Origin of the sequence: Rhizobium sp. CB3090 (assembly GCF_029714285.1) — a bacterium.
GTDB lineage: Bacteria > Pseudomonadota > Alphaproteobacteria > Rhizobiales > Rhizobiaceae > Rhizobium.
The window spans coordinates 640,215-653,602 of the sequence record NZ_CP121662.1 but is presented as its reverse complement, the minus strand read 5'-3'; the positions used below and the strand labels follow the sequence as shown (position 1 = coordinate 653,602).

Here is a 13,388-nt window from a genome sequence, read left to right as displayed (position 1 = left end):
GGCAGTCCGGCGAAAATTCGACCACTGCCCCGGCGCAAGCTTAACGCGCAATTTTTATTTGGATTTTAATAAAGTTTTCACCAACCGTTAACTCTGCGCCCCTTACTCTTCCGAAAAAGCCAGATCAGGACGACCGTGTCCACGCCCGTTTCGATAGCTATTGCCGATTGCGCTCGCGAGAACCTAAGCGCGATCCGGCTCGGCCAAAGAAAGAGGCTGCGTCGCATGGATTTGCCGATCCGGTTCCCGTCTTTTTTGTTTCGCGTATCAGTATGGGTGTTGGCGTGCGTGACCGGTTTCGAGATCTCGAAGAGCCTGCGACAGTCCGCAAGAAGGATGTGGTTCTGATGGCGACGGTCACCAGTTTCGAGGGTCTTGCTCATCCATCGAAATCGGAGCTTCGCCAGTTTGCCGAGCTCTTCACCCCCCTTTTCCAGGCCTCATCCGAGGAAGCAAAACGTCAGGCAGTCGCCGCACTCTCACAATGCGCGACCGTGCCGCCAGCCGTTTCCCTTTTTATCGGCTGCCAGCCGATTGCCATTGCCGCCCCGTTTCTGACGAGTTCGCAAGCGATCGATGACGATACGCTGATTACCATCGCCCGTACGCAGGGCGCCGCGCATGCGAAAGCGATCGTCCGCCGGCCGTCGCTATCTCCGAAAGTCATCGATGCCCTTGTCAGCCTGCACCAGGCCGAGCCAGAACGCGGCATGACCCTATCGGGGACCTCGACGCCTGTTCCCGCTCCGGCCCAAGGGCCGGAACCGAGCGCCGCAAATATCGAGGCCGAGCGCCTCGCCCGTGAAGAAGCCCTAAGACAGAAAATCAAGCAGGTCGCCCGCCGTCTCGGCCGTGACGATAATGACCGTCTGGGTCTGCGCAGCCTTTCCGATGTGCAGGAAGCGTTGCTGGTGCGTTTCGCCCGTGAGCGCGAGGCGCAGCAATTTGCCGCCACGCTCGCCGACGCGCTTTCCGCCAGCCGCTGGCTTGCCGAGCGCATCATGATCGATACATCAGGCCAGCAACTGGCGGTGACGCTGACGAGCCTGGGCATGGGCTTTGCCGATGCCGTCTATGCGTTGGAACGCTTCTATCCGCATCTGGCCGAACAGCATGGCACCGTCAGCCGCGCCTGGTTGGTGCTCGACAGCATCGATGCGGAGGAAAGTCAGGCCCGTGTCGAGGCCTGGCGCCGCGCCGACCGCTATACCTATCTGCCGCCCGAACAGAAGCCTGCAGCGCCGCTTTTCGGCCCCAGGGCAAGTCCGATCCGCGAATTGCGTGTCGTCAGCCGGTCACGTTGATCTAGTCCATAAGTTTTTGGCATGTTCCCTCTTCCCAATGCGTGTTAGCATTGCAACCAGCCTGCCGACTCTACACGCGAAATAGCGACATGAACGATGATACGAGTGCCCATTCGTTGACCGGCGGCTGCCAATGCGGCGCCATTCGCTTTGCCTGCGATCTTCCCCCTGAAAACGTTCATGTGTGCCATTGCCGAATGTGCCAGAAAGCGGTCGGCGGTCCGTTTGCCGTCATCTGCCCTGTCATGAAGACAGCGTTTCGGGTGACGCGGGGCACGCTTTCCTGGTTTCACAGCTCCGCCATGGCACGCCGCGGTTTTTGCGGGGATTGCGGCACGCCGATGATTTTCGAATACCCGGAGTCCGAAGACATAGGCATTCTCTCCGGAACCTTCGACCAACCCGACCGCGTGCCGCCGGTTGTTCAATATGGCAACGAGAGCAGGGTCTCCTGGTATTCCAGCCTGCATGTACTCCCGGGAGATCAGCCGACCTATGCGGTCGATCCGAACGGATACCTGCCCCGCATCATCGCGTCGAACCGGCAGCACCCCGATCATGACACCAGCGAGTGGCCGCAGGGAACGGGCTCGAAGGACCGCCGGTCCTAAAGCGCATCGCGATTTTTCAGATTCGCGAGCGGTACGATATCCGCAATATCGTCGGTCTCCAGCTCGATAATCCAGAGATCGGGGTCGAACTTCAGCTCACGGTCCAGCGTCTGCCTGATATCTTCCGGTTCCTTGCGCTCTAGACGAACTTCGAACAGGCGCGCCCCGCTCTCCTCTTCGTCGAAGAAGCTTTGCGGAGCCGGGGCATAGAGTGTTTCCAGTCCATCGCGAAAACGCTGGCGAATGAAGATTGCCCCCGCCTCCTCCGCGCCCTTGTGCTCCACAGCGGCAAAATCGCCGCGGGCAAAAAGACGGCGGGTCAGGGCGGAAACGAAGATGTCGCTGCGCAATCTCATGGTTGAGCTATAGCGGCCGGTCGAAAGCGAAGCAATCAAGGGAAGGATTAAAGCGCGCCGATGTCCTGCAATTTCTTCAGGACTGCCAAGTCGGGCTCGCCGGTTTCCGGCAGCCGATAGTGTTTCTGGAACCGGCGGATGGCGGCTTTGGTCTGTTCGCCGGCAACGCCGTCGACGCTGACATTGCTGTAGGCGATATTGCTGAGGCCCTTCTGGATCTGCATCACCATGTTGACGGTATTGACCGCGTCGCTTGGCGCGCTTCTGGGAGCGGCGCCCGTCCTGATATCCTTCTCCGCGCTCTGAATGGCTGCCGCGACGGGATCGATGGTGGAAGCCTTGGCCGAGACATTGATAGGCCGTTCCGCTGGGACGGCCGCAACCGTCGTTTTGCCAGGGGCGGAGGCGAGGGCGCGGGTGCCGATATCATTGGCCTTCAGCGCAGCCAGCAGCTCCGGGCTTGCGACGCCGGTCTGCGCCAGGCCGGACGCTTCCTGGAAGAACAGGATGGCGGCTGTCGTGCGCGATCCGGTGACACCGTCGGCTGCACCGTCATAAAGGCCACGGCGGATCAGTTCGGCCTGCACATCGGCAACCAACTTCGACGGTGCCACGGTGGCCCCAGCCGGCGCTTGCGTTGCCGGCAGGCTGGCGGTTTGAACCGGTGCGGACGAAGCGGCATTCACGGTTGCCGCGTCCTGCCGCTCGATGCGGAACGTGGTGACGTTGCCGGTATCGGCCTGCTGCGCATGCAGGAAGGCTTTTCGGCCGGGGATCTGATAGGGAGAGTTGGGGTCGCGCGTGCGCAGCAATGGCGATGGGTGCGTGCCCGGCTGATACCAGAGTGCATTGGCAGTCACGAAACCAAAGACCGCGAGAAAGATTGCGACGCCGGCAGCGACCGCCGGATGGCGGCCGACAACGCCGCCGCACAGGGTAGCCAAGGCGCCGACACCACGCACGCCGAGGCCACCCAGCGCGCCGGCACCGCGCAGGCCAAGGCTGCCAACGGCAACCGCTCCTCGGGAAGCAAGGCCGGGCTGCTTGCGCTTGCCCCTCCCCTTTCCCTTAGGCGATTTTCGCTTTTGCGGGGCCATTCACCTCTTCCTCTTTGCGCTTCTCGCTCATCTCCAGATTATGTTTCAGACGTGGCGGAAAATCGACCGTGCGGTTGACATCCACAGGCTGTTGCACCGTCACGGCACCGGAGCCGTCGAACGGGATAAGGATCGTGATGACAGTGCCCTCACCTGGCGCACTGGCGATAGCGAAACTGCCGCCATGCAGCGCCACAAGCCCCTTGACCAGCGACAGGCCCAGCCCAGTGCCGGCGTAGCGGCGAGTATAATCGTTCTGGATCTGCACGAAAGGCTGGCCGAGCGAGGCGAGCCTTTCGGTAGCGATGCCGATGCCGGTGTCGCTGACCGAGAGCTTCAACATTCCGTCGGTCATTGCCGCATCTATGGTGACGGCACCGCCCGCATCGGTGAACTTGATGGCGTTGCCGACAAGATTGATGAGTATCTGCTGGATGGCGCGCTGATCGGCGACGATATCGCCAAGCCCACGCTGCACCCGGCTCGTCAACGTCAATCCCTTTTCCTTTGCCTGCAGGGCCAGCATCGCTTCGCAAGTGCCGATGGAGGCTTCGATGGGGAAAGGCTCGAGCAGAAGTTCGTAACGGCCGGCCTCGATCTTGCTCATGTCGAGCATGGTGTTGACCACGGAGAGCAGGTGCGCTCCGGACTGGCGGATCAGGCCGACATATTCGCGCTGGCGATTATTCTCGAGTTTGCCGAAATATTCGCCGCTGAGGATATCGGAAAAGCCGAGGATGGCATTGAGCGGCGTTCGCAGTTCATGGCTGACGGCAGCGAGGAACCGCGACTTGGCGTCATTGGCCGATTCCGCCTCCGCCGCCTTGCGTGCAGCCTGCTCGCGAAGCTGCTGATCGTAAGAAATATCACGCGACTGGCTGACAATGCCGGTCAACCGGCCTTCGCTGTCGCGTCGCGCACTCATTTCCATGCGGATATGGACGAACTGGTCATTGCCTTCCAGAACGGCCGAGCGTTCCAGGCGCAAATCGACGCCGAGGGCCTCACTGCCCTGGCGAAGCATATCGACCGCCTGCAGAAAGAGGATGCGATCGGAAACATGAACCTGTTCGACAAAACCGCGGCCGGAGGGATCGCGCATCCAGCTCAGGAATTCGGCGCGATCGCGGCCGCCGACAGCGGTGACGCTGCCCTGCGGATCGAACAGGAGTACAAGACCACAAGCCGCCTCCAGCATCAGATCACGATGCTCGACAACGACGGCCTCGACCGGCAGGGAGGCCGGACGCAGGCGCGACAGGGCAATGCTGCCGACGGCGGAAAACAGGAAGCCGGCGCAGACGGTAGCAACGCCAACCGGCAGCGCCACGGCGGGACTGGTAATGAAGGACAGCCCCGTTGGAACGACGACAAGAGCCGCAGAGGAGGCGAGCGCGAGCCGGCGCAGGATCGCCAGCTCCTGTCCACGGACCTCACCGTTCCCGCTTGTCCGGGAAAGCCAGCTTCCGCCTGCCCGGTCCACGAGGGCTCCAGCCCTGCCAGCAATGTTACTCAATACGCGCACACCAAAACCCGTACAACGGTCAGTTATTCAACCGCACAATAGGCCTTGGCGACTTAAGGAAACAATAAAGGACGGGGGCGCGGATCCGTCGAAAAAGCCCGAAAATCTCGTTTTGACGCACATCGCAAGACCTTTGGTTTTTGTGGTTAACAGCGGGTAAGCAGCGGATTTTATTTAGATTTCCGTCACACGTTAACCTTTGTGCCGATGTCGGCGCCCGCAAGGCCCGGGATATCAGGCAGATCGGCCGAGACATACTTAACAGCAATCGCTACAATTCGATGCAAATGTGCGTGAAATGCCGATTGCTACAATTTGAATCAAATTTGCCGAAAATGCATCCAAGTTTTGAAAAGCGGTGTTGTCCTCTGTCGAATAAGGTCTGAGCACATCAGGCAAACGCGTCCGATCGGCAGCAAGACCGAACGAAATAGAGGATGGCAAGACAATGTGGTTTCTCATTAGAGCAGGGTTCTGGTTTTCACTGGTTCTCATGTTCCTGCCGATCTTCGCCAAGCCCGATGGCGCTCCGCGATCGGCCGACGAACCGAAAGTACAGATTTCCGATGCCTTTTCGGCCGCAAGCGGCGTCATGCAATATGTCGGCGCCATGTGCACGGAGAAACCCGATGTCTGCCTGAAAGGCGGCGAAACGCTGACTGCGCTCGGATATCAGGCTCGTGACGGCGCCCGCGTCGCCTACGATCTCCTCGGCCAGCACTTCAAGGACGACAAGTCCGGCGAAGAGGCGGCTGCCAGCCAGGCTGCGTCTGTCCCCGTTGTCAACCGTGAACAGGCTGCGGCTGTGGCACAGCCAATGCCCGCCAAGCGTACCCTCAACACCGAGACGGCCGATGCGGTCGTTACCGGCACGGTCAGGCTGCCGCCTTATGTTCCGGTGCCGATGCCGAAACCGCGCACCTGATCTCCGCTTCCATCGATGCCTGCCTCCACTTATGCGCCGTGAGCCCGCCATCGCTCGCGGCGTTCTTTTTTGTCATGGGTTCAAATCATCGGCCTTTTCACCTATATCCAAGCAAATAGACAATTGGACGGGCATGATGGCGAGGCTTGAGCAGATCATTGAGGATTTCTCCTTCCTGGACGACTGGGAGGATCGCTATCGCTATGTGATCGAGCTGGGCAAGGCGCTGCCGGATTTGCCGGAAGAGAAACGGACGCTGGAAAACAAGGTGCAGGGCTGTGCCAGTCAGGTCTGGCTCGTGACCCACGCTGCGGGCGATCCGGAAAATCCGATCCTGACCTTCGAAGGTGATTCGGATGCGCATATCGTGCGCGGGCTGGTGGCGATCGTGCTTGCCACCTATTCCGACAAGCAGGCCTCCGAGATCGCCGCGCTCGATGCCCTCGACGTCTTCGGCAAGATCGGCCTCGTCGAACATCTTTCCTCGCAGCGCGCCAACGGATTGCGCTCGATGATCAAGCGTATCCGCGAAGAGGCGAGAGTACGCGCCGCGGCATAAATCCTGCCACGCCGGCGATACGAAAAACCCGGCTCGACACCGGGTTTTTTTATCGATCTGTCGTTGGCTCAGGAACTTATCGGCTACCGCGCTTGCGGCGCTGGCCAAGACCCATCTCCTTCGCGAGACGCGAACGGGCTTCTGCATAGGCGGGCGCAACCATCGGGTAGTCAGCCGCCAAATCCCACTTCTCACGATATTCTTCAGGCGAAAGACCGTGATGGGTCATCAGGTGGCGCTTCAACGACTTGAAGCTGCCGCCGCATTCCAGGCAGGTGATCTGATCATCCTGTACCGATTTACGAACGGATACGGCCGGCTTCTGCTTTTCAACCACGGTAACGGCAGGAGCCGGCGCCGAGGTGTTGCTCAAGGCGGAATGTACGTCGGAAATCAGATTCGGAAGGTCGCTGACCGGGACTACATGATTGCTGACATACGCCGCCACGATGTCGGCGGTTAGCTCAACCAGCAAATCCTGGCCATTGCCAAGGGCCGTATCTGTCATTTTGTTCTCCTGTTCATCGGCTTGCCTACTGCGCTATGCCTCAAAGGAGCACATAACACAGCATAACTTTAGAATTTGCGCATAATCCTTCGAAAACCGCCCTGATTTTCAAAGCGCATGCACTGGACACACCGCGAACGGCATTGCCCATATTCGTAGCAGCATCAGCAAAAAACGGGGCATTTCATGCCAAATTGCCCGCAATACGAAATCCACCCCTAGACTTCGTGCAACGAAACCCGTTTTTATACCGTCTGACGATAGAATCAGTGATGACGGAGGTAGGTCCGCCAATCCTTAACCGGAAGAAAGTTTTGCCCGTCGTTGTTTGAAAGAAAGATCAAAGCATCGGGCACTTAAAGCCGGTTGAGATAACTCAACATCAGAACTCTACTTGAATCTGGATTACCACTCTTTCTCCAAATGTCCAGTTTTTAATTCTATCATTTCTTTGCAAAATTCTCATCTATTAAAAATAGGTAACTAACGACGAGAATTTCTATTCACTTTTGTGGCAATCCAAGCGTTTGTTAGCTTTTCATTTTGTATGAACGCCGCTTCACCAGTCCTTTCGAAAGATCATCGCGGACGGATGGTGGCATCAGGCGGTGACCGGCCTTGTGGGCGGCACGTGCGAGAAGATGGGCGGAAATCGGCGCGGTCAAGACGAAAAATACGAAACCGGCCAGTGCCCGCGCCAATATCGGCAGATCCTGCGAATGAACACCGACTGCAAGCAGCAACAGGCCGGAACCGACGGTGCCCGCCTTCGAAGCGGCGTGCATGCGGCTATAGAGATCCGGCAGGCGGACCATACCGATCGACGCGATCAGTGAAAACAGCGCGCCCACCAGGAGCAGGAAGGCGACGATGATGGCAGCGACAAGTTCCATTACCGCCCTCCCTTCTTGCGACGGCCATCCTTGCGAACCTGCTTCTTCTCGCCCACAGTCGCCGCAGACGGCTGCCGTTCGGCCTGATCCGAAGCGCCGTTGGTCAGGATGAACCGGGCAAAGGCCACGGTTGCGAGAAAACCGACAAGACCGAGCGCGATGGCGATATCAATATAAAGTGTGAAGCCGGTCTTGATGGCTATGACGGCGATGAAGCCGATGGCGAGCGCCGCCAGCATGTCGAGCGCAAGCACCCGGTCGGGCAAAGTCGGACCGATCACCACACGAAAGACGGTGAGCAGGAAGGCCAAGCTGAGAATAGCGAGCGACACCATGGCAGCGGCGGAGACGATGGAAGCGGCAATCATCGGAAAGCCTCCATGATTCGGCGCTCGAAACCCTCGGTTATGCTGCGTTTCACCGCCTCCGGATCGGAGCAGTCGAGCGCATGCACGTAGAGCGTCTTTCGGTCGTCGGAAACGTCGACCGAAAGCGTGCCGGGCGTCAGGGTGATGAGATTGGCAAGCAGAGTGATCTCGAAATCGCGGTCGACGGTCAGCGGAAAGGCGAAGATGCCGGGTTTCACATCCATTTTCGGGCTCATGACGGTTACCGCAACCGCCCACGCCGATTTGGCGAGTTCGCGTAGGAACAGCAGCAACAGCATCAAAATCCGCCCGATACGCCCGAGATAGAGTGCGCCGTAGGACCCGCGTACGGTTGCCAGGGCGAGCGCCGAGAGGGCGAAGCCAAAAACGAGATTGAGAAAAGAGGCGCTGCCGGTGACGGCGACCCAGACGATGGCGAGCAGCAGGTTGAAGACGAACATGATCATTGGGCCGCTCCTTCCGGAAAGACGGAATGCAGGTAGGCCGAGGGGTCTTCGAGGCCACCGGCAGCAAGCTGCGTCAGGTGCAACAGACGCTCGGGAAACAGACCAAATCCTATGATCAAGGCGGCAAGAGCGGCCAGCGGCAAGCCGGCGTGCCAGGCGATCGGCTGCGGCACGGCAATATCCTGTGCCGATCCTGGGCGCCAATAGGCCAGCAGAAAGATGCGGCCAAAGACTATGGTGGTGAGAAAGCCGGTCAACAGGATCGCAGCGGCAATCCACCAGGCGCCCGCGTCTAGCGCCGCCTTCACCAGAATGACCTTGGGCCAGAAGCCGGAAAATGGCGGCAGGCCGCAAGCGGCGAAAAACAGCACCAGCGACAGACCGGCGAACCAGCTATTTTGTCGGTAAAGCCCGCCGAGTGCGGCGAGCGAGAAGCCGCCACCAAGCCTGGCCACCTGGCCGCTCAGCAGATAAAGCGCTGTCATCAGCACCATGGAATGCAGCGCATAGAAGATCGTGCCGCTGAGACCGCCGGCACTGCCAAGCGCGACGCCGGCAAGCATGGTGCCGATACCGGAAATGACGACATAGCCGAACAGGCGGCGGATATCGCTTTCGCCGAGCGCGCCGAGCACGCCGGCCAGCATGGTCGCAATGGCAACGATCGCGGTGATCGGGCCCAGCCCGGCGTGCTCGACAGGCAGCAGCATCACCAAAACCCTGATCAGGGCATAGATGCCAACCTTGGTCAGCAGGCCGGCAAAAAGCGCCGAAACGGTAATGCGCGGCGTATGGTAGGACGCCGGCAGCCAGAAATTGACCGGGAATGCCGCGGCCTTCATGCCGAACGCGAGGAGGAACAAGCCGGCAAGCGTCATCAATGGTGCCGGATTGCCGGGCACCCTCGCCTTCATCGCGATATCGGCCATGTTGAGCGTGCCGAAGACGGCATAGAGGCAGCCGACAGAAACGAGAAACAGCGTCGTGGCAATGAGGTTCAGCACCGCATATTTCAAAGCGCCGTCGATCTGCTCACGCTCCGAGCCGAGGATCAGCAGGCCGAACGAGGAAATCAACAGGACTTCGAACCAGACATAGAGATTGAAGATATCGCCGGTCAGAAATGCGCCGCTGACGCCGGCAAGTAAGAGCATGAGAAATGGAAAGAAGCCGTAGCGACGACCGCTGGTCGTAATCTCGCCAAGTGCATAGAGGCTCGCTGCCAGAGCCACGATTGCCGCCGCCAGCGCCATGACTGCGCCGAGAAGGTCGGCGCTGAAGGCAATGCCGAAAGGCGGCAGCCAGCGGCCCATGACCATGGTCACCGGCCCGTCCACCGCTACCTTATAAAGCAAAGCCGCATCGATCAGCACCAGCAGGGCCAGGCCGGGAATGGCGATCCAGCCGTGCAGTGCGGTCCGGTCGCGCAACATCATCAAAATTGCGCCGAGGCCGATACACAGGGCCACCGGCAGGATGACCAGCCAGTGACTTGCTTGCACCGGCGCTGTCACCAGGGCGGCGGAAAGATCGAGAGCGGTGTTGGTCGGCGCTGCCATGTGGTCAATATCCCAAAGGCGGCAACGGCCGCTCTTCCGGTTCTGCCAGCCGCATTTCACCGGTATTGTCGGTCTTGAGGTCTTGATAAGCCCGATAGGTCAGCACCAGCAGGAAGGCGAGGAAAGAAAAAGATATGACGATTGCCGTCAGGATGAGAGCCTGCGGCAGCGGATTGGCGGCGTTCGCATCGAGCATATCGGCGCCGGCCGGAATGATCGGCGGCACTTCGGGCGTCACTCGGCCGGCCGTAAACAGCAGCAGGTTGACGGCGTTGCCGAGGATTGCGATGCCGAGCATGATGCGGATCGAAAACTTCGACAGCATCAGATAGATCGCGGCGGCGAAGAACAGGCCGACGAGCGTCGCAAAGACCACCTCCATCATTCCACCTCCCGCTCCTCGAGCGCCAGCGCGATCGAGGTGATGGCGCCGACAACGACCAGATAGACCCCGGCATCGAACAACATGACACTCGAAAGCGGCACCTCGACGCCGAAGAGATGCGGATAGATCCATAGCCCGGTCATAAAGGGCACGCCCGAGAAGATCGACAGCAAGCCGGCAGCCGTCGATGCCAGCAGACCGAAACCGGCAATCGTCAGCGGATGAAAGATGATGGCCCGGCGCACCGCCGTTACGCCGCAAGCAATGCCATAGATCGCCAGTGCGGACGCCGCGATCAACCCACCGATGAAGCCACCGCCAGGTTCATTATGACCACGCAGCAGCACGAAGACGGAGAAGAGCAGCATCAAGGCGGTCAAAAATGGCGCAGCAGTCCGGAAAATGACGGTGTTCATGGACGATCGGTCTCCATCGTCTCTTTCACGTCGGGGTCGTTGGCGGCAAGCTTGCGCTCACCGCCGGCGCGGATGCGGATCAGCGCCAGAATGGCAAGGCCGGTAATGGTAACGACGGCGATCTCGCCGAGCGTGTCCGTGCCGCGGAAGTCGACGATGATCACGTTGACGACGTTGGCGCCATGGGCGATCAGCTTGGAATAGTGGTTGAAGAACACCGTCAACGCCGCGTCGAAGGGTGCTTGCGTGACCTTCAAGAGCAGCAATCCGAAACCGAGGCCGCAGGCGATGGCAAGCGCTCCATGAAACAGCATCTGCAACGGCGAACGGCGATCGGCGGCCGACAGGCGCAGCCGCGTCATCACCAGCGCCAGGATGACGACGGAGAGGGTCTCGACCATGAACTGCGTGAAGGACAGATCCGGCGCACCGAAGAGCAGGAAGATGACGGCGACGGCAAAACCTTGAATGCCGAGCGAAACGATCGCCGTCAGCCGATCACGGGCAGCAATGACGGCCGCAAGACCGATGACGGCGATGAGGAAAATCGCCGCTTCATGCCACTGCATATCCGGCCATGATGGGATAGCGGGCAGTTCGCCATAGAGCACCGGCGGCGTCAGCAGCATTGCGGCAACGCAAAGGAAGGTGACTGTGACGTAAATCTCCAACCGGCCGGGCTGCAGAAAGCGGGATACGGTATGTGAAAGACGCACCAACCCCGAGATGAAAGCATCGAAGCCGTGATCCGGTCCCGGGCCGAGTTTGCGCAACACCACCGCCATGAAAAAGCGGGCGCGACCGAACTTCCAATAGACGAAGGTGCCGATCAGTATGGTCAAGGCGGAGAGCGCCAAAGGCACACCAAAATGTGGAACGAGCGAGATCGATATCTGCATCGCCTTGCCGCCGACGGCACTTGCCATCGGCGAGGATACATAAGTGTGCCAAAAACCCGAGACCATGGCAGCGGCTAGACCGAGAATGGCGAGCAGAACGGGGCCGAGCCAGAGCAGCGGCGGCGCCTCATGCGGATGTTTCGGCGTCTCCACGCGCGCGCCGATGAAAGGCTTGAGCGCCACGGCGAAGGCGATGGCGAACATCAGGGCATTGCCGGCAATCGCAACGATCATCAGCACGCGCGGCCAAGGAGAGGATTGGGTTAGCGCAGCATAAATCTCCTCCTTCGCGAGGAACCCGACGGCGGGCGGCAAGCCGCCCATGGAAATTGCTGCCGCCAGAGCGGCGGCAAAGGTCAACGGCATGGCGTCGCGCAGGCCGCCAAGACGGGTGATGTCGCGCGTGCCCGTCTCATGATCGACGATGCCGGCCACCATGAACAGCGCGCCTTTGAACAGCGAATGCGCCACCAGATAGAGCACCGCCGCCTCGATCGCATGATCGGAGCCGAAGCCTATAAGCAACACCAGCAATCCGAGGGAGGAGACAGTCGTATAGGCGAGCTTCAGCTTCAGATCGGTCTGGCGGATGGCGAGCAGCGTCCCGACCATCAATGTCATGCCACCGAAGACCGGCAGAATCGTCTCCCAGGCCGCGGTGCCGCCCATCGCCGGGTTGAGCCTCATCAAGAGATAGACGCCGGCCTTCACCATGGTTGCGGAATGCAGATAGGCCGACACGGGCGTCGGCGCCTCCATGGCGTTCGGCAGCCAGAAATGGAAGGGAAACTGTGCAGACTTGGTAAAGGCACCCCCGAGCACCAGGATCAGCGCGGTAAAATAAAGCGGACTTTCCCGCAGTGCGCCGCCGGCCCGCAACAGACCGGACATGTCAGCGGCGCCGGTGATCTGCCAGATCAACAACAGGCCCGCGAGCAGCAAAAGCCCTCCCCCGCCGGTAACGACCAGTGCCTGCAATGCAGCACGCCGCGCGGCCTGACGCTGATGATCGAAGCCAATCAGGAGGAAGGAAGTGATGGAGGTCAGTTCCCAAAACACGAACAGCGTCAGAAAACTGTCCGACACGACGAGCCCGAGCATCGACCCCATGAACAGGAAGATGAAGGAGAAGAATCTGCCTTGGTCTACATGTCCCTTGAGATAGCCGCCGGCATAAAGCACGATCAGCGCCCCGATGCCGGTGATCAGCAGTGCGAATGTCAGCGACAGGCCGTCGATCAGCCAGGAGAAGCGCAAGCCGAGGCTTGGCACCCAGTCGAGGCCATCCTGGACATTATGGCCGGCGACAATGCCGGGAAGAAAACCCGCAAAATGCAGAAAGGCGAGTACCGGGAAAAGCGCCAGCGGCCAGGCCGCATTGTGGCCGAGATAGCGGACGGCGGCGGGCGCGATGATCGCACCGAGGAAGGGCAGACACAAAGCCAGGAATGTCAGGCCGGTGACACTGGCCATGTCTTCTCCCTGCTGAACAATTGCGGAACCCGGCAAAGCCGAA

General features: G+C 60.0%; 15 protein-coding genes. 4 read left to right on the top strand and 11 right to left on the bottom strand.

Translation table 11 applies throughout. From position 1 onward, the window contains the following. Positions 1 to 284: 284 nt before the first annotated feature. Positions 285 to 1,304: a DUF2336 domain-containing protein gene (locus QA646_RS03225; RefSeq protein ID WP_283057567.1), complete on the top strand. Its 1,020-nt coding sequence runs from the start codon at positions 285 to 287 to the stop codon at positions 1,302 to 1,304. An 89-nt stretch (positions 1,305 to 1,393) separates the two neighbouring features. Further along, positions 1,394 to 1,915, top strand: coding sequence for a GFA family protein (locus QA646_RS03220; protein ID WP_283057566.1), 522 nt, complete (start codon positions 1,394 to 1,396; stop codon positions 1,913 to 1,915). Here QA646_RS03220 and QA646_RS03215 read toward each other — a convergent pair. Genes QA646_RS03215 through QA646_RS03205 form a run of 3 tightly spaced genes read right to left on the bottom strand, consistent with a single transcriptional unit; the run spans position 1,912 to position 4,893 of the window. After that, positions 1,912 to 2,271, bottom strand: a complete 360-nt coding sequence (locus QA646_RS03215; RefSeq protein ID WP_283057565.1) for a DUF1491 family protein — start codon at positions 2,269 to 2,271, stop codon at positions 1,912 to 1,914. The two genes, QA646_RS03220 and QA646_RS03215, sit on opposite strands and share 4 nt — an antisense overlap. Positions 2,272 to 2,318: 47 nt before the next feature. Then, entirely contained in the window at positions 2,319 to 3,368 is a 1,050-nt protein-coding gene (locus QA646_RS03210) for a peptidoglycan-binding protein (protein WP_283057564.1), read from the bottom strand. Beyond that, a complete protein-coding gene (locus QA646_RS03205) occupies positions 3,340 to 4,893 on the bottom strand; it encodes an ATP-binding protein (RefSeq protein ID WP_283057563.1) in 1,554 nt (517 codons plus the stop codon). Before QA646_RS03205 ends, QA646_RS03210 begins: the two co-directional genes overlap by 29 nt. Before the next feature lie 448 nt (positions 4,894 to 5,341). Here QA646_RS03205 and QA646_RS03200 point away from each other — a divergent pair, with 448 nt between their 5' ends. Next, complete coding sequence (locus QA646_RS03200) at positions 5,342 to 5,818, top strand: DUF5330 domain-containing protein (RefSeq protein ID WP_283057562.1); 477 nt, start codon at positions 5,342 to 5,344, stop codon at positions 5,816 to 5,818. Between the two features lie 136 nt (positions 5,819 to 5,954). Continuing rightward, on the top strand, positions 5,955 to 6,377 hold the full coding sequence (locus QA646_RS03195) for a SufE family protein (protein WP_283057561.1): 423 nt from the start codon (positions 5,955 to 5,957) through the stop codon (positions 6,375 to 6,377). Positions 6,378 to 6,453: 76 nt separating this feature from the next. Here QA646_RS03195 and QA646_RS03190 read toward each other — a convergent pair whose 3' ends face one another. The 8 genes from QA646_RS03190 to QA646_RS03155 form a co-directional block, all read right to left on the bottom strand. Then, positions 6,454 to 6,885 carry a MucR family transcriptional regulator gene (locus QA646_RS03190; protein ID WP_028750805.1) on the bottom strand — a complete coding sequence of 144 codons (432 nt, stop codon included), beginning with the start codon at positions 6,883 to 6,885 and terminating at the stop codon, positions 6,454 to 6,456. A gap of 530 nt (positions 6,886 to 7,415) precedes the next feature. Next, positions 7,416 to 7,778 carry a monovalent cation/H(+) antiporter subunit G gene (gene mnhG, locus QA646_RS03185; RefSeq protein ID WP_283057560.1) on the bottom strand — a complete coding sequence of 121 codons (363 nt, stop codon included), beginning with the start codon at positions 7,776 to 7,778 and terminating at the stop codon, positions 7,416 to 7,418. Then, entirely contained in the window at positions 7,778 to 8,146 is a 369-nt protein-coding gene (locus QA646_RS03180) for a cation:proton antiporter (RefSeq protein WP_283057557.1), read from the bottom strand. Before QA646_RS03180 ends, mnhG begins: the two co-directional genes overlap by 1 nt. Further along, complete coding sequence (locus QA646_RS03175) at positions 8,143 to 8,613, bottom strand: Na+/H+ antiporter subunit E (RefSeq protein ID WP_283057555.1); 471 nt, start codon at positions 8,611 to 8,613, stop codon at positions 8,143 to 8,145. The genes QA646_RS03180 and QA646_RS03175 overlap by 4 nt, the downstream gene beginning before the upstream one ends. Then, positions 8,610 to 10,172: a Na+/H+ antiporter subunit D gene (locus QA646_RS03170; RefSeq protein WP_283057553.1), complete on the bottom strand. Its 1,563-nt coding sequence runs from the start codon at positions 10,170 to 10,172 to the stop codon at positions 8,610 to 8,612. Before QA646_RS03170 ends, QA646_RS03175 begins: the two co-directional genes overlap by 4 nt. Positions 10,173 to 10,176: 4 nt before the next feature. Next, positions 10,177 to 10,554 (bottom strand): Na+/H+ antiporter subunit C, encoded by a 378-nt coding sequence (locus QA646_RS03165; RefSeq protein WP_283058956.1) that lies wholly within the window; start codon positions 10,552 to 10,554, stop codon positions 10,177 to 10,179. Then, on the bottom strand, positions 10,554 to 10,973 hold the full coding sequence (locus QA646_RS03160; RefSeq protein ID WP_283057552.1) for a Na+/H+ antiporter subunit B: 420 nt from the start codon (positions 10,971 to 10,973) through the stop codon (positions 10,554 to 10,556). Before QA646_RS03160 ends, QA646_RS03165 begins: the two co-directional genes overlap by 1 nt. Continuing rightward, the gene (locus QA646_RS03155; protein WP_283057551.1) at positions 10,970 to 13,345 is read right to left on the bottom strand and encodes a putative monovalent cation/H+ antiporter subunit A; all 2,376 of its coding nucleotides are present in this window, start codon (positions 13,343 to 13,345) and stop codon (positions 10,970 to 10,972) included. The genes QA646_RS03160 and QA646_RS03155 overlap by 4 nt, the downstream gene beginning before the upstream one ends. Positions 13,346 to 13,388: the final 43 nt, after the last annotated feature.